Here is a 19,623-nt window from a genome sequence, read left to right on the forward strand (position 1 = left end):
AAACGGACACAGAGGGTAAAGCGACAGGATGGTTAGTCGCCGTACACATTGAAATCGAAGTATTTCTTCGCAATCTTGTCGTAGGTGCCATCTTTACGCATGTCAGCAAAGGCTTTGTCGATGGCGGCTTTCAGTTCGCTGTCATCTTTACGCAGTCCCATCCCGGTTCCGACGCCAAAGATTTTGTCATCCTTCACCGAAGGACCCGCGAAAGCGTAGTTTTTACCGACTGGCTGTTTCAGGAAACCTTCGCTGGCCTGCACTTCATCCTGGAAGGCTGCATCAATACGACCGGCGTTCAGATCCTGATACACCAGATCCTGGTTAGCATAAGGGGTGACGTTAACCCCTTTTGGCCGCCAGTTCTGATTGGCATAGGTTTCCTGCGTGGTGCCCTGCAGCAGGCCGATGTTTTTGCCTTTCAGTGACTCAATAGTCGGCTGAATTTTCGATCCCTTCGGTGCCACTAAACGCGCGTTAGCGGCGTAAAGTTTTTCCGAGAAGGCGATCTCTTCCTGACGTTTTGCTGTGATGGAAAGTGAGGAGATGATGGCATCAATTTTCTTCGCTTTCAGGGAAGGGATAAGCGCATCAAAGTCGCTTTCAACGTAGGTACATTGGGTATGAATGCGTTTACAGATTTCGTTAGCGAGGTCGATATCGAAGCCCACTAACTTGCCTTGCGCGTCTTTCGACTCAAACGGTGGGTAAGTTGGATCTGTGCCGATACGGATTGAACCCGGAACTGCCGCGAAGACGCTGGCAGCACTGGTTAAGCCCAGCATCAGGGAAAGAGCCAGAACACGCTTTTTCATAGATTACCCTCAAGTGAAGTGCTTTTTGTTATGTGGTTCGTGATGTGTTTGCGCAAAGTAATTTGCATGTTTCATGCCAGTTCTGCAAGTTATCCACGCCGTTAACGTGATGACAGACAGGCGAAAACGCTGTGTTTGTGAGGGGAATATAGCAGTGAAGTAAAAGAGAAAAAGCGACGTTGTTAACTTTTGGTGCGTCAAATGCACGAAGAGTTATCCGAGGCGCGCTTATGCACTAAATAAGTGCGCCAGCGGAACTTTATGCACCCTGCCAGCGCATAAAGAGATCTTCCGGTAATTCGATATCGAACTGATCGATTACCCGATTCACGGTCTGGTCGATGAGCTGATCGATGGTTTCAGGCCGATGATAAAACGCCGGCACGGGCGGCATGATAATGGCACCCAGTTCAGCCGCGGTGGTCATCATCCGCAGGTGGCCGACGTGCAGCGGGGTTTCGCGTACGCACAACACCAGCTTACGCTGCTCTTTTAATACCACATCAGCCGCACGGGTCAGCAATGAGTCACTGTAGCTGTGCACAATACCTGAAAGCGTTTTCATCGAGCAGGGTAAAATCGCCATGCCCAGCGTTTTGAACGATCCCGACGAGATATTTGCTGCAATATCGCGCACGTCATGCACCACATCGGCCAGCGCCTGCACATCACGCAGCGAATAATCGCTCTCCAGCCCCAGCGTCTGACGTGCCGCCTGGCTCATGACCAGATGCGTTTCTACCTCTTCCACCTGCTGCAACACCTGCAGCATGCGCACGCCATAGATCACCCCGCTTGCGCCAGAGATGCCAATGATGAGTCGTTTCATATTCCAACCTTATGTCAGCCAATGCGCCATCATACGCGGCCAGCGGGTTTCTGAAAACAAACAGGGCGGGATTGCTCCCGCCCTGTTCTATGCTGCCCGACTATGGATGGGTATCAGCCTTCGTTGTGCAGCTCAAGATTTTCGACTTCATTCTGGCGCTGAAGCGCTTTGGCATCATCATTACGCAGCGACTCCAGATACTCCAGATACTGCTGGTCGACATCCTTCGTCACGTAAATGCCGTTGAACACCGAGCACTCAAATTGTGCAATGTCCGGATTCTCTTCACGCACCGCTTCGATCAGATCGTCGAGATCCTGGAAAATCAGTGCATCGGCTTTAATCAGCTGGCGAATCTCTTCCACTTCGCGGCCGTGCGCAATCAGTTCCGTGGCGCTCGGCATATCGATGCCGTAGACGTTCGGGAAACGAATTTCCGGTGCCGCTGAGGCCAGGTAAACGCGTTTTGCACCCGCTTCACGTGCCATCTCAATAATCTGCTCTGAAGTCGTACCGCGCACGATAGAGTCATCCACCAGCAGCACGTTTTTATCACGGAATTCAGCGCGGTTCGCGTTGAGCTTACGGCGTACCGCGCTGCGACGTAACTGCTGTCCCGGCATGATAAAGGTACGGCCAACGTAGCGGTTTTTCACGAAGCCCTGACGATAAGGCTTGTCGAGAATACGGGCGATTTCCAGCGCGATATCGGTGGAGGTTTCCGGAATCGGAATCACGACATCAATATCCAGATCTTCCCATTCGCGGGCAATTTTCTCGCCCAGCTTGGTGCCCATGCGGACACGGGCGCTGTAGACGGAGATTTTGTCCAGGAAGGAATCCGGACGCGCAAAGTAGACATACTCGAACAGGCACGGATTGCTTTTCGGGTTTTCAGCACACTGGCGGGTCGAAAGCTGGCCGGCTTCAGTGACATAAACTGCTTCACCCGGTGCAACGTCACGGATGAATTCAAAGCCCAGCGTATCCAGCGCGACACTCTCAGAGGCGACCATATATTCGGTGCGGCCATCGGCGATAACGCGCTTGCCCAGCACCAGCGGACGGATGCCGTTAGGGTCGCGGAAGGCCACCATGCCGTGGCCGATAATCATCGCTACGACGGCGTAGGCACCGCGAACCTGCTGATGTACCGCAGCCACCGCAGCAAAAATGTTGTCAGCTTCCAGCGGATCGTTTTGAAAACGATCTAACTCCTGCGCAAAGATATTCAGCAGGATTTCAGAATCTGAAGTGGTATTAACGTGACGGCGACCCTTTTCAAACAGGTGCTTACGCAGCACATGGGCGTTGGTCAGGTTACCGTTGTGCGCCAGGGTGATGCCATACGGGGAGTTTACATAGAATGGCTGCGCTTCAGAGGCACTGGAGCTGCCCGCGGTGGGATAACGCGCGTGACCGATCCCCATATTGCCCTGCAGTCGCTGCATGTGGCGTGCTTCGAAAACGTCGCTGACCAGGCCGTTTGCCTTTCGCAGGCGAAAACATTTCAGCGCATCGATAGTACAAATGCCTGCGGCATCCTGCCCGCGGTGCTGGAGCACCGTTAACGCGTCATAGATCGACTGGTTGACCGGCATGAAACCGGTGATACCGACAATACCGCACATGTTGTCATTTCCTCATTTAGCCGCACACCCGGTCACATCACCGGGGTAAAAAACTCGACGTGCTTTTCAGGTAATCAAAGAACCACCTGATGATATAACTGAACTCGGGAATGAGTTGAGACTGTTGCCAGTCCGGACTTTTGGAAAAGCCAGTGAATGTATCAAGGAAGAACAGCAAAGCGGCTACGATCAGCACACCACGCAACGCCCCGAAACAGACGCCCAACACCCGGTCGGTTCCCGACAGGCCGGTTTTTTCCACCAGCGTGCCGATAACGTAGTTCACAATGGCGCCCACAATCAGGGTCGCCACAAACAGCACACCGATGGCAATACCGTTACGAACCAGTTCGTCGTCAAAACCTGTAAACCAGACTGCAAGGTAGGCGTAGTAATGACTGGCGACAAAAAACGCGCATCCCCAGGTAACGAGAGATAAGGCTTCCCGGACAAACCCACGAACCAGGCTGACCAGAGCCGAAAAACCAACTACCGCAATAATGACGTAATCAATCCAGATCATGAACTCTTCCAGCGCCAGTGCAATTGCACCCCTGCATCCAGTTCGGGGCGCATTCTAACAGAAAAAGAAAACGTTTGCGTAGCGGTTTTCTTTTTCTGCATCCATAAAAAAGGCGATGAAAAAAACCGCAATCGCCCGGGTGATTCTCAGCCGGACAGGCCGTTGAAAATCGTCACTATTTTATGCGGCAGTGCGCGTTAAGCGTACTGCCTGCCCGGCAAAAGACGCTGCCTGTTACTGCTATCGGCAGCGCCAATCATCGCGCTAACGGGCGCTGTACGGCTTAACGACACCGCCCAGTCCTGAGATGCTTTTCAGTTCACCCACCGCGCCTTGCATTTTAGCTTTCGAAGCATCAGGGCCAACGTAGATACGGGTAATCTGCCCCTGAACCGGCGTTGACGGCACGGTAAAGGCGCGATAGCCCGACAGCCGCAACTGCGCGACAATCTCATTTACTTTGCTGGCGTTCTTCAGCGCACCTAACTGCACCACATAAGCCTGCCCCGCCGGAGCCGTGGTCTCTGCCGCTTTTGGCGCTTCTTCCTGCTTCGGCTGCTCAACCGCTTTAGGTTGCTCAACCGGCTTCGGTTTAGGCTGCTCCACGACTTTTGGCTTCTGCTGTTCAACCGGCTTCTGCTTAGGCTGCTCGGTGGCCTTCGGTTTCTGCTGCTCTGCCGCTTTCGGCTTCGTCACCGTCTGCGCAGGCACAGACTGATGAACCGGCGGCGGCGAGACCACGACCGGATCGCTCTCTTCATCCGGCTGCGTCCGTCCCTGCTCCGCCGTGGCGTTGGTTTTACCATTGCCATTGCTGCTATTGACGGCACTGCCTGCGCCTTCCGGCGGCTGAGCGGGCAGCGACTGGGTTACCGGCGGCACCATTTCGCTGTCCTGCTGATCGTCAGGTTTCGGCACCAGCGGAATGGCGGCGAACTCCTCTTTGTAATGCTTTTTCTGACCATCCAGCAGCCCTGGCAGCACAATCACGCCAACGGCGACCAGAATAACGGTGCCGACTAAACGGTTCTGAAACTTACTTGCCACGTCCTTTCTCCGTTTCAATCGATTCCATGACCTGTGCCACCGTGTGGAATGAACCACAGACCAGCACAGTGTCCTGCGGCGCAGCCCGCTCGCGCGCCTGCTGCCAGGCGAGTTCAACCGAATCAAAGGCCTCGCCCTGCGGCAGCGCATCCAGCAGCTGCTCTGCACTGGCACCGCGCGGACCGTCAAGCGGTGCACAATACCAGGCATCAACCATTGGAGCCAATGCCGCGAGCGTTCCGGCGATATCTTTATCATGCAACATGCCCACCACGGCATGCACTTTGCCGCGTTTCGGCAGCGCCGCCAGACGCGACGCCAGATAGCCTGCCGCGTGCGGGTTATGAGCGACATCCAGAATCACGCGCGGTGATTCACTTATCGTCTGGAATCGCCCTGGCAGCATCGCCAGCGGCAGGCTGGCGCGAATCTGCATCTCACTGACCTCAAGCCCTGAGACCCGCAGCGCCACCAGCGCGGTCGCCGCGTTAGGCAGCGGCACCTGAGGCAGTGGCAGATCGTTCAGCTCGCCCTGCGCATCACGCAGCGACCAGCTTTCGGCCTGGGCATGCCAGGACCAGTCGCGGTTGCGCTGTAACAGCTGAGCGCCTTTTTCCTGCGCGACCACAGCGATGCTGTGTGGCATATCGGGTTCACCGACGACTGCCGGTTTCCCTGCCCGGAAGACACCCGCTTTCTCGCGCCCGATGCTTTCGCGATCCGGGCCCAGCCAGTCGGTGTGATCCAGCGCAATGCTGGTGACCACGGCGACATCGGCATCCACAATGTTGGTGGCATCCAGTCGTCCGCCGAGGCCGACTTCGAGGATCACGACATCCAGTTGCGCCTGGCGGAACAGATTCAGCGCGGAGAGCGTGCCGAATTCGAAGTAGGTCAGCGAAATATCAGCCCGTCCGGCTTCAATCTCCGCAAAGCTGGCGCAGTGCTGCGCTTCACTCAGCTCCTTGCCCTGGACCCGGACGCGTTCGGTATAACGCACCAGATGCGGCGAGCTGTAGACGCCAACGCGGTAACCCGCAGCGATCAGCAGCGTTTCCAGGGTGCGACAGGTGGTGCCTTTGCCATTAGTTCCGGCCACGGTAAAGACAAACGGAGCGGGTTTCAGCAGGTCGAGACGAAGTGCTACCTGACGAATACGGTCCAGACCCAGTTCGATGGCCTGAGTATGCAGGTGCTCAAGATAATAAAGCCACGTGGCCAAAGGCGACGTGGCTTGAGGAAGGTGAAGATTGTCCATATGTCCCGTTTTGCTTATTTATACCTGGCAGACTGGTGCTGCGGTATACGGTGCATTGGTAAGAGGCGCGACAGGCGCGCCTCTCTATCTCCTGTCAGGCCTCGTTGCTTTCCGATTCAGTCGTCGCGGGAGCGGACGGTTCACCGTCATGCAGCGGTGCCGGCAGGTTCATCATTTTAGCCAGCAGGCTTGCCAGTTTGTAGCGCATTTCCGGACGGCGGATGATCATATCAATCGCGCCCTTCTCAATCAGGAACTCACTGCGCTGGAAGCCCGGCGGCAGTTTTTCACGCACGGTCTGCTCGATAACGCGTGGGCCGGCAAAGCCGATGAGCGCTTTAGGCTCCGCGATGTTGAGGTCACCCAGCATGGCGAAACTGGCCGAAACACCGCCCATGGTCGGGTCAGTCAGCACGGAAATGTAGGGCAGACCGCGCTCGCGCATTTTGGCCAGAGCCGCACTGGTTTTCGCCATCTGCATCAGCGACTGCAGCGCTTCCTGCATACGGGCACCGCCGCTGGCGGAGAAGCAGATCAGCGGACAGTTATCTTCCAGCGCCTGCTCAACTGCACGTACAAAACGTGCACCGACGACAGAGCCCATTGAACCGCCCATAAAGGCAAATTCAAAAGCTGCCGCAACCACCGGCATACTGTGCAGCTGACCTTTCATCACGATCAGCGCATCTTTCTCGCCGGTATCTTTCTGTGCGGCGACCAGACGATCTTTGTACTTCTTGGAGTCGCGAAACTTCAGCAGATCTTTGGGTTCAAGTTCACTGCCAAGCTCAACCATCGTTCCCTGATCGAGGAAACTGCCGAGGCGCTCACGCGCGTGCATGCGCATGTGGTGGTCACACTTCGGGCAAACCTCAAGATTACGCTCCAGCTCGGCGCGGTAGAGAACCTGGCCACAGCTGTCGCACTTGGTCCAGACCCCTTCCGGGATGCTGGCTTTGCGCGTTGGCGTCGTGGTGCTTTTATTAAGAATGCGTTCAATCCAGCTCATTGATGACCTTTCTGTTTAAAACTGACCTGGTCCAGTCGTCTTGATACTGCTGAAAACCGCTTCAGCAGACGGTAAATGTCGCTCATTAAACCACAACCTGTTCAGACTGTGGATAAAAATCTGGTCTTACCCCTGAGCGAAGCCTTACGGCAGCTTCTGCTGCTTCGCCTGACGGCGATGACGCCAGACTTCAATTACACCCGGCAGAATCGAGACCAGGATAATGCCCACAATCAGCAGCTTCAGGTTTTCCTGCACCACTGGCAGATCGCCAAACAGGTAGCCGGCATAGGAGAACAGCAGTACCCATAACAGCGCACCGGTCACGTTGAACAGCGCGAAGTGGCGATAGGACATGTGGCCCATACCGGCAACAAACGGCGCAAACGTGCGGACAATCGGCACAAAGCGCGCCAGGATAATGGTTTTTCCGCCGTGACGGGCATAAAACGCATGGGTTTTATCCAGATGGCTGCGACGGAAAATCTTCGAGTTCGGGTTACTGAACAACCGCTCGCCAAACAGGCGGCCAATGGTGTAGTTCACTGCATCGCCCAGTACCGCGGCCACTACTAACAGTGCCACCATCACATGCACATTGAGATCGTTACCCGGCAGTGCAGCCAGTGCACCCGCCACAAACAGCAGCGAATCGCCTGGCAGGAATGGCGTCACAACCAGCCCGGTTTCGCAGAACAGAATCAGGAACAAAATAGCGTAAATCCAGATACCGTACTGTGCAACCAGCTCGGCCAGATGCACATCGATGTGCAGAATAAAATCGACCAGAAAATGGAGAAACTCCATAGCGCGCCCTTTTAAGTCCTGAAAGTGAATTAATCCGCGAGGAACAACGGTCCCATCAACGGCTGTGGTAACGCAAAGTGAGATGGGTAATCCACCGCCACCAGATACAACCCCTCTGCCCGGGCTGTGGCTGCGGCTAATGTCCGATCCTTCGCCGCCAGCAGCGTTGCCATCCATGACTCCGGCTTATTGCCGCAGCCTATCTCCATCAGGCTGCCCACGATATTGCGCACCATGTGATGCACAAACGCGTTGGCTTTAATATCCACAATCACGTAGGGACCCTGACGCGTCACGTTGAGGTGAATCACGTTGCGCCAGGGTGTGCGTGACTGGCACTGCACCGCGCGGAATGAGGTGAAATCATTCTCGCCTAACAGACATTGCCCGGCGCGCTGCATCTTCTCTGCATCCAGTGGATGGTAGAAGTGCGTCACGCCCTGCGCCAGCACCGCCGGACGCAGACGCTGATTGTAGATCAGGTAGCGATAGCGTCGGGCCGTGGCGCTGAAGCGGGCATGGAACTCATCCGGCACCGCTTTCACCCAGCGCACGGCAATATCTGCCGGCAGATTGGCGTTGACGCCCAGTGTCCAGGCACCATCAGGCCGCTGCGAGGTGGTTTCGAAATGGACCACCTGCCCTGTGCCGTGCACGCCCGCATCGGTGCGGCCAGCGCAAAAAATGCTGACCGGATGATCGGCGACTTTCGACAGCGCGCGCTCTACCTTCTCCTGCACGCTGCGGACTTCATTCTGGCGCTGCCAGCCGTAGTAACGACTGCCGTCATACTCAATGCCGAGCGCCAGTTTTTGCGTCTGACCATCGGACATGCTTACAGATACTCCTGAACCAGTTTCTCAGCGGTTTTCACCGCCATTAGCGCGCCGCCAAAACGAATGTTGTCCGCCACTGACCAGAACTGCAGCAGCTCCGGAATACCGTAGTCGTTGCGCACTGCGCCGATGCTCAGTTCGCCGTTGCCAGAAGCATCCGTCACCGGCGTCGGCACGTCATCTTCTTCGCTCAGACGAATATCTGACGCCAGCGCCAGCTCGGCACGTGCTTCTTCCGCAGAGAGCGGGCGCAGATTTTCGATATGCACAATCTGCGCATTACCGTAGAACACCGGGGCCTGAACGCTGCTGACCGCAATCGGTAAGCCTTCGTCCTGCAGGACTTTGCGCACCTGATCAATCAGTCGGCGTTCACTTTCCACGCTGCCTTCTGCGTCGGCCTGTTGTGGCATCAGGTTAAACGCGAGCTGACGACCAAAGTGATGTTCATCAGCCGGAATACCATTCAGCAGGCGGGCACTTTCCCCCGCCAGCGCATCGACCGCCACTTTGCCGTAGCTGGAAACCGAGATCAGATTCGTCACCTGTAAACGGCTCAGCCCGGCAGCATCTACCAGCGGTTTAATTGCGGTCAGCAGCTGGCTCACCAGGTTGTCCGCCACGCTGATGATGTTGCGATTACGATAATCGGCCAGCACCTGCGGGTTCACATCCGGCACCACCAGCGGCACATCAGGTTCCAGCGCAAACAGCTCACTGCTGTCGATCACCAGACAACCCACATTGGCCGCTTCATCGGCAAAACGTGCCGAGGCGTCACGGCCTGCCACGAAAAAGGCCAGCTGCGCCTGTGACCAGTCGAAGGTCTCTGCATTATCGACCCGCACCGAGCGGCCCTCGTAACGCTTGATTTCGCCCGCGCTGTTTTCGCTGGCCAGCAAATACAATTCACCAACCGGGAACTGGCGTTCCGCCAGCAGTTCCAGTACAGCGTTCCCTACTGCGCCTGTCGCGCCAAGTAGCGCAATATTCCAGCCGTCAGACATGTTGGTTTACTCCAGACAATGACATAAAAACAGAAGGCGGTGATATTCACCGCCCAGGGATTCAGATTTATCCCCCCCCGAAACCTGCCGCCACACTGGCAGGCATGGATTAGGCGCGTTTTCTGGTCACCGACTGATTCAGTGCAGAAAACGGTGCCATGCCTGCAGCGCCCGTTACTTCGGAGAGTAGATTGCGTTAAAGCCCAGCTGGTTCAGCATCTCAGCCGTTGAGGCGTCATCACAGTTGACCTGCAGCGAAGACCATTCGCGGCGCTCCAGATACTGCTTGCGCAGGCGATCAAACTCGCCGGGTTTCGCCGCCACTTTACGTAGCGGGGCATCATCGCGGCGCACATCATACACCAGATGCGCCAGGCGTTTCAGTGTTGGCTGATCCAGCGGGCCATTCAGGGTAATTTCACTGAATTCCGGCTCCGGCAGTAAGGTGCTGAGCGGCACCTCCTGCGGCTGACCGATAAAGTCACACCAGGCTTCAAAGACCTGGGTGGTGCCGCGTGCTTTGCCTTCCAGCGTGTAGCCCGCAATGTGCGGCGTGGCGATGTCGACCTTATCCAGCAGCGCCAGCGAGAGATCCGGCTCCGGCTCCCAGACGTCCAGCACCACGCTGAGGTCGTGGCGCATTTTCAGCACCTCCAGCAGCGCGCCGTTGTCCACGACCGGGCCGCGACAGGCGTTGATCAGGATGGTGTTGGGCTTCAGCGCCATCAGCAGCGCGGCATCCGCCAGATGCCAGCTTTTGTAGGGGCCGTCTTTAAACAGCGGCGTGTGGAAGGTCAGAATATCTGCCTGCTCTGTCACCGCCTCCAGTGACAGGAAATCGCCTTCATCACCGCGATCGGCGCGTGGCGGATCGCACAGCAGGGTTTTGATGCCCCAGGCTTCCAGCCGCTTCTGCAGCCGCCCGCCAACGTTACCGACGCCGACAATGCCGACTGTGCGGTCACGCAGCTCAAAACCATCGCGCTCCGCCAGCAGCAGCAGCGCAGAGAAAACATATTCCACCACCGCGATGGCGTTACAGCCGGGAGCGGCAGAGAACGCAATGCCCGCCTGCTGCAGCCAGTTCTCGTCGATATGATCGGTGCCCGCCGTCGCGGTGCCGACAAATTTCACCGGCTTTCCAGCCAGCAGCGATTCATTCACCTGGGTGACAGAGCGCACCATCAGGCCATCGGCATCGGCCAGTTCAGCCACCGGCAGCGGACGCCCTGGCACCGCGATCACGTCGCCGGTGCGGCTGAATAACTCACGGGCATAAGGCATATTTTCATCGACCAGAATTTTCACCACGGCTTTCCTGTCTGTTACATGTGAGGCAATTATTCTGGCACAAAGCGACGCGTTAGCCTAACCGCGCACGGTAGCGATCGGGCGTGGTGCCTGCCTGTTGCTGGAACATCACAATCAGCGCCGAGGCGGAACTGTATCCCAGCTCATGGGCGATACTCTGCACGCTTTCTCCCTGCTCCAGCAGCACGATGGCGCGCAGAAACCGCAGGCGCTGCCGCCACTCACCAAATGTCATATGCAGATGCTGCTGGCAGCGCCGCGCCAGCGTCCGTTCGGTGGTAAAGACCCGCGCCGCCCAGCCCGCCAGCGTGGTGTTATCGCCAGGATGCGCTTCCAGTGCATGTAACACCGGTGCGAGAAATTTATCCTGCGAGGTGGGCAGATAGCTCTCCTGCACCTGCGCCACCTGCAGGCGATCGCGCAACACCTCGCACAGCCGCCACTGCGCATCCGTTGCGGGTTGCTCGATTTGCTGCTCAGCGAAATCGTCCATGATGGCGTGTGCAATGGGATCCACCAGCATCAGACAGGCGCGCCGGGGTAAATCGGCGCAGAGCGAGGCCGCCAGATTAAAGGTGCGGAACTGCGCCTGACGATGGTTATAGCTACTGTGCAACTGACCTGGCGGGATCCAGACCGGAATGTCGGCGGGCGTCAGCAAGCGCTCGCCCTCGACCTGCATCTCCAGCACGTGACTTTTCACCATGATCAGCTGGCCCCAGGCATGTGAATGTGGCAGATATTCGGTGCGGGCATTGGCCTGTTCATAGCGCATAAAGTAGCGTAGCTGCGGTGCATTCACTGGCGGCTGGTAGGTCACTTTCAGGCTCATTCTGTCCGCTCATTTGCTCATTTTGTCCGATATTAACTATCTGGATAAATCCGGACAAGCGTACACTGCGCCTCATTAATGGTGTGTGATGATGTATGGAGAGTCAGCATGTTTTTCCTGTACCCACTCTTTGCGGTGATGATCTGGTCGATCAACTCAATTGTCAGCAAACTGTCGGCCAGTGCGATCGATCCGGCAGCGATCTCCTTCTATCGCTGGCTGCTGGCGCTGCTGGTGCTGACCCCCTTTGTGCTGCCTGGGGTGTGGCGCATGCGTAAGATCATCAGACCGCACCTCTGGCGGCTGGCGATCCTTGGGCTGCTCGGCATGGTGCTCTATCAGAGCCTCGCCTATTACGCGGCGCACAGCGTCAGCGCGCTCTTTATGGGCATTATCGGCGCGCTGATCCCGCTGCTCACCGTACTGCTGAGCGTGGTTATCCTGCGAATTGCGCCAACGCTCGGTATCCTGCTCGGCAGTGTCATCTCTTTTTGCGGGCTGGTGTGGCTGGTCAGTGAGGGTGACGTGATGCAACTGCTGAATCACGGCATGGGAAAAGGTGAACTGATGATGCTGGCCGCTTCCACCTCCTATGCGCTGTATGGCGTCCTGACGAAACGCTGGGCGCTGCCACTGCCAATCTGGCAGAGTCTCTATGTGCAGATCGTATTTGGCGTACTGCTGTTGCTGCCCGGCTTTTTACTGGCACCAGACGTGTCGCTAAACTGGCATAACCTGCCACTGGTGGCATTTGCCGGACTGTTCGCCTCCATCATCGCGCCCTTTTTATGGATCCACGGCGTGCAGCGCCTGGGGGCCAGCACTACCAGCATTTTTATGAATCTGACGCCGCTGTTCACCGCGTTGATCGCCGTGCTGTTTCTGCATGAACAACTGCACAGTTACCACTGGATTGGCGGGGGTCTGACGCTAGGCGGTGTGATACTGGCGCAGCGGCTGCGTACACCTTTAACCCGGCATAAACCGGTAACTCAGCCACCATCCTGAATCGCACCCTCTGCGGATGACGGAAGATGGCTGCGGTGAGTAAAGATGCAGCTGAAGGTAGTAGTAAATAAAGGCGGCTGAGGTTCACAACTGAAGCGTAAATCTCGCGCCGAAACGCGAGTCCCCCGTGGGATTTCCCGGGGGGTTTTGCTATCATGGCCTATTCGTTTTCCGGCGCACCCCACGCTGTTCTGTTTTCCCAAGGAATCCGCCATGCAACCTCTCAGCGGCCCCGGTGCGCCGGTCGATCGTTCATCAGTCAATCCGCAAACCGGCGTGCCCCGTCACGGTTCTGTGGCGGGCGAACAACCTCTCTCCCCTGCCCAGCGCACGACGCTAGAGCGCCTGATCGTGCGTATCTTATCGCTCAGCAATCTTAAAGCGCCTGAACTCTGGGCGGGCGTCCGTCATGAAGTGGGTGTAAAGAGTGAAGCCGAGTTACAGTCGCGTCATTTTCCGGCGGCAGAACAGTATCTGAATAGTCGCCTGACGCAGGCGCAGAACGGGCATGGCACCCGCCAGCTGATGACTCAGCTCACCGAGCTGCTGCCGAAAGGTAATAACCGCCAGGCCGTCAGCGATTTTATCCGTCAGCAGTTTGGTCAGACCGTTCTGAGCGCGCTGAGCCAGGATCAGCTGCGCCAGGTGCTGACGATGCTGCAGAACGGCCAGATGACAATTCCCCAGCCGCAGCAGATCCGCGTCAGCGATCGCACGCTGCTGCCTGCCGAGCACCATACCCTGAATCAGCAGGTGGTGCGTCTGGCCGCCGCCACCGGCGAATCCACCGGTAAGCTGTGGTCGGCGGCGCTGAAACTGGTGAATCTGACCAGCGGCGACCCGATTCCCTCACGCCACTTCCCGCTGCTGACACAATACCTGCAGGTACGTCAGACGCTGAGTCAGCACAGTGCACCGACGCTGCAACTGCTGGAAGCGTCCCTGAAGCAGCCGCTCGATCAGCAGGAACGGCAGCAGCTGGAGGATTACAGCCAGCAGCGTTTTCAGGTGACGTCGCAAATGGTTCTGACTACGGCACAGACGCAGGATCTGCTGAACTTCCTGTTCAGCCGTCGCGCTGACCGGGCAGAAAAACTTCTCGAGCAGCCGCTGGCACCCAGCGAGATTAAACCTCAGCCAATCTGGTCGCCGTTTGTTGCATCGCTGCCGCCCGCGATACAGCCGCTGGCGCAGCGTCCCCTGCTGGGATTCTTTGTCGCACTGGTTGTCATCACCCTTTTACTCTGGCTGGTACTCTGAGTCAGCAGCCGCAGGATGCTATGGGCGCGGCGGCAGGCCATTCGCCCGCTGCATCACCCCAGGTCAGCGGATGACCGTCACGTTTCCAGAAATCCAGCCCGCCAATTAACTCCTTCACCTGAAATCCCAGCGATGCCAGTTTCCAGGCCGCTTTCGTCGACCCGTTACAGCCAATGCCGTCACAATAGGTGACAAACACTTTGCTGCGGTCAAGCCGCGCCGTCGTGGTGGTGTCCATCCCGCGATGCGGAAAGTTTATCGCGCCGCAGATATGACCGGCGCGATAAGCCTCCGGGGCACGCGCATCGATCACCACAATTTCTGGTGCCTGACGGGCCAGATCTTCCGCCAGATCCCAGGCGTCGGTGTAATAAGCGAGTTTTGCCTGCAGATAGTCGAGGCTTTGCTGCGGCGTGGCGGCCGGAATCTGTAAAACCGATGACATAGCGATTCTCCTGTTGTGGTGAAGTCGCAGTTTACGGCAAAGTGGACTGCTTACTGATACCCATTATCCAGCAGGGTTAAGACCCATATGCCTTCACCACTGTTACAACTTTTCCAGCACCAGGCCAGTGGCGGCGTGCGTGAGCGGCTCTGCTCTACCCTGCGGCTGGCGATCAACCGGCACCATCTGCACGCCGGTCAGCAATTACCCTCCAGCCGGCAGCTGGCGCAGGATCTGCAGGTGTCTCGTGTGACGGTAGAAGCGGCCTACGGCCAGCTGGAGAGTGAGGGCTACCTGCGACGCGAAACCGGCCGAGGAACTTTTGTCGCTATCGTTATCCCTGCCAGTCCCCTATCCGCACCGGTACGGCCTCAGCCCGCCCGCTTTTCGGCGCGGGGCCAGCAGGTGCTGGCAACCGGCGGCTGTCAGGATCCCCCTTTTCCGCACGCATTCGCCGCCGGTTCACCGGAGTTACGCGCTTTTCCTCACGATACCTGGCGGCGCCTGAGCAACAGCGTGCAGCGTTCACTGGGCAGCGCGGCAATGGGATACGGCGATCCCTGCGGCTATCTGCCGTTGCGCAGCGCACTCGCTGATTATCTGGCGCTCTCACGAGGCGTAACGTGCCAGCCGGGGCAGGTCATCATTCTGACCAGTTCACAACAGGCGCTGCAGTTGCTGGCGATGATGTTCGTCGATCCTGGTGATGAGGTATGGATGGAGGAACCAGGCTATCCCGGAGCACGTAATGCCTTTATGGCCGCAGGTGCACAGGTGCACGGGATTGCGGTCGATGCCGAAGGTGCTATCCCTGCCAGCGGCAATCCGAAGCTGATGTATCTGACGCCCTCGCATCATTATCCAACCGGCGTCACGCTCAGCCTGCCCCGGCGTCTGGCATGGCTCGACTGGGCGCAGCGCAACCAGTGCTGGTTAATCGAAGATGACTACGACAGTGAGTTTCATTACGACGAACGGCCTGTTCCTGCGCTGCAGGGACTGGATCGCCAACAGCGGGTGATCACGCTGGGCACCTTCTCGAAGTCGCTTTTTCCCTCTCTGCGTCTGGCATGGATGGTGGTGCCGCCTGCGCTGATTACGCCCATTGGTCAGGCACGCAGCGTGCTCGATGGGCATAGCGCCCTGCTGCCACAGGCCGTCACTGCCGCCTTCCTGCAGCAGGGACATTTCGCCAGCCATCTGCGGCTGATGCGTCAGCTCTATCGCAGCCGTCGCGATCGGTTACTTGAGCAGATTGAGCAGCGGCTCTCGCCATGGCTCACGCCGATAGCCAGCGGCGGTGGATTACAGCTGACGGTGAAATTGCAGAAGGATGAAGCGCGCTTAACCGCGCTGGCGGCACAAGAGGGTTTGCTGCTGCCGCGTCTCAGTCCGCTCTATGCAGGATCAGTGTCGCAGCAAGGCTGGATACTGGGCTTTGCCGCGCTGACGCCTGACGAGATTGTGGCAGGATGCGATACCTTGCTGCGGCTGCTGCTGCGGGAGGCTTAATACCGAGGGGTAAACGAGGTCACGCAGAGGAGCTGAAAAACAAAAAGGGCCGGCAAGCCGGCCCTTCAGCGTACTGACGTAATGATTATGCCTGATATTTACGCATGGTCAGGGTGGCGTTGGTGCCGCCGAAACCAAAGCTGTTAGACATCACGGTGGTCAGCTCTTTTTCCATCGGCGCAGTGACGATGTTCATACCGGTTGCAGCCGCGTCCAGCGAGGTGATGTTGATGCTTGGCGCAATAAAACCATGCTCCAGCATCAGCAGCGAGTAGATCGCTTCCTGCACACCAGCGGCACCCAGTGAGTGGCCGGTCATCGCTTTAGTCGCTGAAATATAAGGCGTGTTATCGCCAAACACTTCACGAATCGCACCCAGCTCTTTCACATCACCTACCGGAGTAGAGGTTCCGTGGCTGTTCAGATAGTCGATTGGCGTATCGACACCGTTCATCGCCATCTTCATGCAGCGCACTGCGCCTTCACCTGATGGGGCAACCATATCTGCACCGTCTGACGTCGCGCCGTAACCAACGATTTCGGCATAGATGTGCGCACCACGTGCCAGCGCATGCTCCAGCTCTTCAACCACCACCATGCCGCCGCCACCGGCGATAACAAAGCCGTCGCGCTCATTGTCATAAGTACGTGACGCTTTCTCTGGCGTGTCGTTGTAACGGGTAGAGAGCGCGCCCATGGCGTCGAACTCACAGGCCATTTCCCAGCACAGCTCTTCGCCGCCGCCCGCAAAAACGATATCCTGTTTGCCGAGCTGAATCTGCTCAACGGCATTACCGATACAGTGCGCAGAGGTGGCACAGGCGGAGCTAATCGAGTAGTTTACGCCATGAATTTTGAATGGCGTGGCGAGGCAGGCAGAAACGCCAGATGCCATCGCTTTGGTGACCACATAGGGGCCAACCGCTTTCAGGCCGCGTGGGCTGCGCATCGCATCCGCGCCAAACACCTGGAAGCGTGGAGAACCGCCGCCTGAACCCGCAATCAGACCCACGCGTGGGTTGCTCTGATACATTTCAGTGGTGAGGCCGGAATCTTTAATCGCTTCTTCCATGGAAAGATAAGCATAGATGGACGCATCACTCATAAAACGCACAACTTTGCGATCGATGAGGCCGGTGGTATCTAATTTAACGTTACCCCAGACGTGACTACGCATGCCGGAATCTTTCATCTCTTCAGAAAAGGTGATGCCAGAGCGTCCTTCACGCAGAGATGACAGCACCTCTTGCTGGTTATTACCAATACTGGAAACGATCCCTAAGCCAGTAATCACAGCACGTTTCATTCAATCTTCCTCATCCACTTCTTCTTAATTGGCATGCACTCTAGCGTACACTTGTACGCCGAACAAGTCCGATCAGCTATTTCCTTTTGTAAATTTGCGTCATGTCACGTGGGTCGTTAGAATCGCGCCACTGCCTGAAAAACGAGCCTTTACCGTGAAATTAACCCCGGTTGAACATGCACAGCTGAACTGGAATGAACAGGGTACACCTGTTTCCCGAGCGTTTGGCGACGTCTATTTCTCTAATGACAATGGTCTGGAAGAGACACGCTATGTCTTCCTTGGCGGCAACGGTTTTCCCCAGCGTTTTGCAGAGCATCCGCGCGATCTACTGATCGTGGCGGAAAGCGGTTTTGGCACTGGCCTCAACTTTCTGACGCTGTGGCAGGCGTTCGATGCGTTTCAGCGCGAACAGCCCGATACCACGTTAAAACGTCTGCACTTCATCAGCTTTGAGAAATTTCCGTTAACCCGTGAAGACCTGGCTGCTGCGCAGCAGCACTGGCCGGAACTGGCTCCCTGGGCCGAAGCGCTGCAGGCGCAGTGGCCTGCGGCCCTGCCCGGCTGTCAGCGCCTGCTGTTTGACGGCGGACGCATCACGCTCGACCTGTGGCTCGGCGATATTAACCAGCTGATGGGAGAGCTGGATGAGAGCCTGCATCGTCAGGTGGATGCCTGGTTCCTGGATGGCTTCGCGCCGTCGAAGAACCCGGATATGTGGACGCCGGAACTGTTCGGCATGATGGCAAAGCTGGCGCGTCCACAAGGGACCTTCGCGACCTTTACCGCCGCAGGCATCGTCCGGCGGGGTCTGCAGGAGGCGGGCTTTACCGTCATCCGCCGCAAGGGATTTGGACCGAAGCGCGAAATGCTGTGCGGACCATTGCAGGATGCGCCTCCGTTACCCAGCCCGCAGCCCTGGTATCATCGTCAATCTGCGGAGCAGCGTGATGTTGCCCTGATTGGCGGCGGCGTCGCCAGTGCCACTTTAGCGCTGGCGCTGCTACGTCGTGGCTGGCGGGTCACCCTTTACTGTGCCGACGAAGCCCCCGCGCTGGGCGCGTCCGGTAATCGTCAGGGCGCGCTCTATCCGCTGCTCAATCAGCACGACCCGGCGCTCGCCACCTTTTTCCCGGCAGCCTTCAGCTTCGCCCGTCGGCTCTACGATCAGTTAACCGTCACCTATGAGCATCACTGGAGCGGCGTGCTTCAACTGGGCTGGGATGAGAAAAGCCGTAAGAAGATTGATCAGATGCTGGCGATGGGTTTGCCCGAATCCATCGCTCGTGGCGTGGATGTCGCAGAGGCGGAGAAACTGGCGAATGTTGACCATGGCTGTAGCGGCATTTTCTACCCTGAAGGTGGCTGGCTCTCACCGGCCGAGCTGACCACCGCGATGCTGGCTTATGGCGAAACCCAGGGCTTACGCATTCACTGGCTGCACAGGGTGAGCAGCCTTTCACGGGATGATGATCACTGGACGCTGACGTTCAGCGATCGCCCGGCGGTCCGTCATCCGACGGTGGTGCTGGCTAACGGACATGCGATTGCCGACGTTGCGCAGAGCGCCCCGCTGCCGACCTATCCGGTGGCCGGTCAGGTGAGCCATGTTCCGTCAACCCCGGGCCTCGACGCGCTGCAGACCGTGCTCTGTTACGACGGCTATCTGACGCCCGTCAGCCCGCAGTTCGGCACCCACTGTATTGGTGCCAGCTATCATCGTGGCGATACCGCAACGAATTACCGGGAAGAGGATCAGCAGGAGAACCGCAGCCGACTGCTGGATTGCCTGCCTGACCGTCGCTGGGCAGAGAGCGTGGATGTCAGTAGCGGCGAGGCGAGAATGGGTGTGCGCTGCGCCACGCGGGATCACCTGCCGATGGTGGGCGGCGTGCCGGATTATGACGCTACGCTTCTGCAGTACGCTGATTTACCGGCTCAGCTGGCCGCAAGTCACGATATCGCTGATGCACCCGATCTGGCGGGCCTGTATCTGTTTGGTGCGCTGGGATCGCGCGGCCTGTGCAGTGCGCCGCTGGCAGCCGAAGTGCTGGCAGCCCAGCTGACGGGCGAGCCGCAGCCGCTGGACGCGAGTACGCTGGCAGCGCTTAATCCGAATCGTTACTGGGTGAGGAAATTACTGAAGGGAAAAGCAGTTTAGCCGATGCTGAGGGCGGCACGCCGCCC

Annotated in this window: 18 protein-coding genes; 4 read left to right on the top strand and 14 right to left on the bottom strand. The window is 57.6% G+C overall.

Features of this window, described 5'->3' with window-relative positions; all coding sequences use genetic code 11:
• Window positions 1-32: 32 nt before the first annotated feature.
• The 12 genes from argT to AC6I8E_RS12970 form a co-directional block, all read right to left on the bottom strand.
• Complete coding sequence (argT, locus tag AC6I8E_RS12915) at window positions 33-815, bottom strand: lysine/arginine/ornithine ABC transporter substrate-binding protein ArgT (RefSeq protein ID WP_095706851.1); 783 nt, start codon at window positions 813-815, stop codon at window positions 33-35.
• 259 nt (window positions 816-1,074) lie between these two features.
• Window positions 1,075-1,644: a UbiX family flavin prenyltransferase gene (locus tag AC6I8E_RS12920; protein WP_013358589.1), complete on the bottom strand. Its 570-nt coding sequence runs from the start codon at window positions 1,642-1,644 to the stop codon at window positions 1,075-1,077.
• Between the two features lie 113 nt (window positions 1,645-1,757).
• Entirely contained in the window at window positions 1,758-3,275 is a 1,518-nt protein-coding gene (gene purF / locus AC6I8E_RS12925) for an amidophosphoribosyltransferase (RefSeq protein ID WP_013358590.1), read from the bottom strand.
• Between the two features lie 37 nt (window positions 3,276-3,312).
• Window positions 3,313-3,798, bottom strand: coding sequence for a colicin V production protein (gene cvpA, locus AC6I8E_RS12930; RefSeq protein ID WP_003854265.1), 486 nt, complete (start codon window positions 3,796-3,798; stop codon window positions 3,313-3,315).
• Between the two features lie 264 nt (window positions 3,799-4,062).
• Window positions 4,063-4,845, bottom strand: coding sequence for a cell division protein DedD (dedD, locus tag AC6I8E_RS12935; protein WP_147789461.1), 783 nt, complete (start codon window positions 4,843-4,845; stop codon window positions 4,063-4,065).
• Window positions 4,835-6,103, bottom strand: coding sequence for a bifunctional tetrahydrofolate synthase/dihydrofolate synthase (gene folC, locus AC6I8E_RS12940; protein ID WP_497824073.1), 1,269 nt, complete (start codon window positions 6,101-6,103; stop codon window positions 4,835-4,837). Before folC ends, dedD begins: the two co-directional genes overlap by 11 nt.
• A 94-nt stretch (window positions 6,104-6,197) precedes the next feature.
• The gene (gene accD, locus AC6I8E_RS12945; protein WP_013358592.1) at window positions 6,198-7,112 is read right to left on the bottom strand and encodes an acetyl-CoA carboxylase, carboxyltransferase subunit beta; all 915 of its coding nucleotides are present in this window, start codon (window positions 7,110-7,112) and stop codon (window positions 6,198-6,200) included.
• 144 nt (window positions 7,113-7,256) lie between these two features.
• Window positions 7,257-7,919, bottom strand: a complete 663-nt coding sequence (locus tag AC6I8E_RS12950) for a DedA family protein (RefSeq protein WP_033783739.1) — start codon at window positions 7,917-7,919, stop codon at window positions 7,257-7,259.
• Between the two features lie 29 nt (window positions 7,920-7,948).
• The gene (gene truA / locus AC6I8E_RS12955; protein WP_013358594.1) at window positions 7,949-8,752 is read right to left on the bottom strand and encodes a tRNA pseudouridine(38-40) synthase TruA; all 804 of its coding nucleotides are present in this window, start codon (window positions 8,750-8,752) and stop codon (window positions 7,949-7,951) included.
• A 2-nt stretch (window positions 8,753-8,754) separates the two neighbouring features.
• Window positions 8,755-9,762, bottom strand: a complete 1,008-nt coding sequence (locus AC6I8E_RS12960; protein WP_497824074.1) for an aspartate-semialdehyde dehydrogenase — start codon at window positions 9,760-9,762, stop codon at window positions 8,755-8,757.
• 174 nt (window positions 9,763-9,936) lie between these two features.
• Window positions 9,937-11,070, bottom strand: coding sequence for a 4-phosphoerythronate dehydrogenase PdxB (gene pdxB, locus AC6I8E_RS12965; protein ID WP_497824075.1), 1,134 nt, complete (start codon window positions 11,068-11,070; stop codon window positions 9,937-9,939).
• A gap of 55 nt (window positions 11,071-11,125) precedes the next feature.
• Window positions 11,126-11,905 (bottom strand): AraC family transcriptional regulator, encoded by a 780-nt coding sequence (locus AC6I8E_RS12970; protein ID WP_013358598.1) that lies wholly within the window; start codon window positions 11,903-11,905, stop codon window positions 11,126-11,128.
• 108 nt (window positions 11,906-12,013) lie between these two features.
• Here AC6I8E_RS12970 and AC6I8E_RS12975 point away from each other — a divergent pair, with 108 nt between their 5' ends.
• Both AC6I8E_RS12975 and flk read left to right on the top strand, forming a co-directional pair.
• On the top strand, window positions 12,014-12,913 hold the full coding sequence (locus AC6I8E_RS12975; RefSeq protein ID WP_013358599.1) for a DMT family transporter: 900 nt from the start codon (window positions 12,014-12,016) through the stop codon (window positions 12,911-12,913).
• A 213-nt stretch (window positions 12,914-13,126) separates the two neighbouring features.
• Complete coding sequence (flk, locus tag AC6I8E_RS12980; RefSeq protein ID WP_497824076.1) at window positions 13,127-14,173, top strand: flagella biosynthesis regulator Flk; 1,047 nt, start codon at window positions 13,127-13,129, stop codon at window positions 14,171-14,173.
• Window position 14,174: 1 nt separating this feature from the next.
• Here flk and AC6I8E_RS12985 read toward each other — a convergent pair whose 3' ends face one another.
• Complete coding sequence (locus tag AC6I8E_RS12985) at window positions 14,175-14,618, bottom strand: rhodanese-like domain-containing protein (protein ID WP_497824077.1); 444 nt, start codon at window positions 14,616-14,618, stop codon at window positions 14,175-14,177.
• Between the two features lie 87 nt (window positions 14,619-14,705).
• Between AC6I8E_RS12985 and pdxR the strand changes: the two genes are divergently transcribed.
• The gene (pdxR, locus tag AC6I8E_RS12990) at window positions 14,706-16,130 is read left to right on the top strand and encodes a MocR-like pyridoxine biosynthesis transcription factor PdxR (RefSeq protein WP_497824078.1); all 1,425 of its coding nucleotides are present in this window, start codon (window positions 14,706-14,708) and stop codon (window positions 16,128-16,130) included.
• A gap of 85 nt (window positions 16,131-16,215) precedes the next feature.
• On the opposite strand, the gene fabB is transcribed toward pdxR, so the two are convergent.
• Entirely contained in the window at window positions 16,216-17,436 is a 1,221-nt protein-coding gene (gene fabB, locus AC6I8E_RS12995; RefSeq protein ID WP_033783746.1) for a beta-ketoacyl-ACP synthase I, read from the bottom strand.
• Between the two features lie 154 nt (window positions 17,437-17,590).
• On the opposite strand from fabB, the gene mnmC reads away from it, so the two are divergent.
• The gene (gene mnmC / locus AC6I8E_RS13000; RefSeq protein ID WP_497824079.1) at window positions 17,591-19,597 is read left to right on the top strand and encodes a bifunctional tRNA (5-methylaminomethyl-2-thiouridine)(34)-methyltransferase MnmC2/FAD-dependent 5-carboxymethylaminomethyl-2-thiouridine(34) oxidoreductase MnmC1; all 2,007 of its coding nucleotides are present in this window, start codon (window positions 17,591-17,593) and stop codon (window positions 19,595-19,597) included.
• The last annotated feature ends 26 nt before the right edge of the window (window positions 19,598-19,623 follow it).

The sequence above is a fragment of the Pantoea sp. X-Soil-YNGN-785 genome (assembly GCF_059730585.1).

What these genes read in the sequence shown, in the direction of transcription:
- AC6I8E_RS12960 (WP_497824074.1), bottom strand. Translation starts at nt 9,762, where the DNA reads ATGTCTGACGGCTGGAATATTGCGCTACTTGGCGCGACAGGCGCAGTA.
- AC6I8E_RS12985 (WP_497824077.1), bottom strand. Translation starts at nt 14,618, where the DNA reads ATGTCATCGGTTTTACAGATTCCGGCCGCCACGCCGCAGCAAAGCCTC.
- fabB (WP_033783746.1), bottom strand. Translation starts at nt 17,436, where the DNA reads ATGAAACGTGCTGTGATTACTGGCTTAGGGATCGTTTCCAGTATTGGT.
- truA (WP_013358594.1), bottom strand. Translation starts at nt 8,752, where the DNA reads ATGTCCGATGGTCAGACGCAAAAACTGGCGCTCGGCATTGAGTATGAC.
- cvpA (WP_003854265.1), bottom strand. Translation starts at nt 3,798, where the DNA reads ATGATCTGGATTGATTACGTCATTATTGCGGTAGTTGGTTTTTCGGCT.
- flk (WP_497824076.1), top strand. Translation starts at nt 13,127, where the DNA reads ATGCAACCTCTCAGCGGCCCCGGTGCGCCGGTCGATCGTTCATCAGTC.
- AC6I8E_RS12975 (WP_013358599.1), top strand. Translation starts at nt 12,014, where the DNA reads ATGTTTTTCCTGTACCCACTCTTTGCGGTGATGATCTGGTCGATCAAC.
- AC6I8E_RS12950 (WP_033783739.1), bottom strand. Translation starts at nt 7,919, where the DNA reads ATGGAGTTTCTCCATTTTCTGGTCGATTTTATTCTGCACATCGATGTG.
- accD (WP_013358592.1), bottom strand. Translation starts at nt 7,112, where the DNA reads ATGAGCTGGATTGAACGCATTCTTAATAAAAGCACCACGACGCCAACG.
- pdxR (WP_497824078.1), top strand. Translation starts at nt 14,706, where the DNA reads ATGCCTTCACCACTGTTACAACTTTTCCAGCACCAGGCCAGTGGCGGC.
- folC (WP_497824073.1), bottom strand. Translation starts at nt 6,103, where the DNA reads ATGGACAATCTTCACCTTCCTCAAGCCACGTCGCCTTTGGCCACGTGG.
- AC6I8E_RS12970 (WP_013358598.1), bottom strand. Translation starts at nt 11,905, where the DNA reads ATGAGCCTGAAAGTGACCTACCAGCCGCCAGTGAATGCACCGCAGCTA.
- AC6I8E_RS12920 (WP_013358589.1), bottom strand. Translation starts at nt 1,644, where the DNA reads ATGAAACGACTCATCATTGGCATCTCTGGCGCAAGCGGGGTGATCTAT.
- purF (WP_013358590.1), bottom strand. Translation starts at nt 3,275, where the DNA reads ATGTGCGGTATTGTCGGTATCACCGGTTTCATGCCGGTCAACCAGTCG.
- argT (WP_095706851.1), bottom strand. Translation starts at nt 815, where the DNA reads ATGAAAAAGCGTGTTCTGGCTCTTTCCCTGATGCTGGGCTTAACCAGT.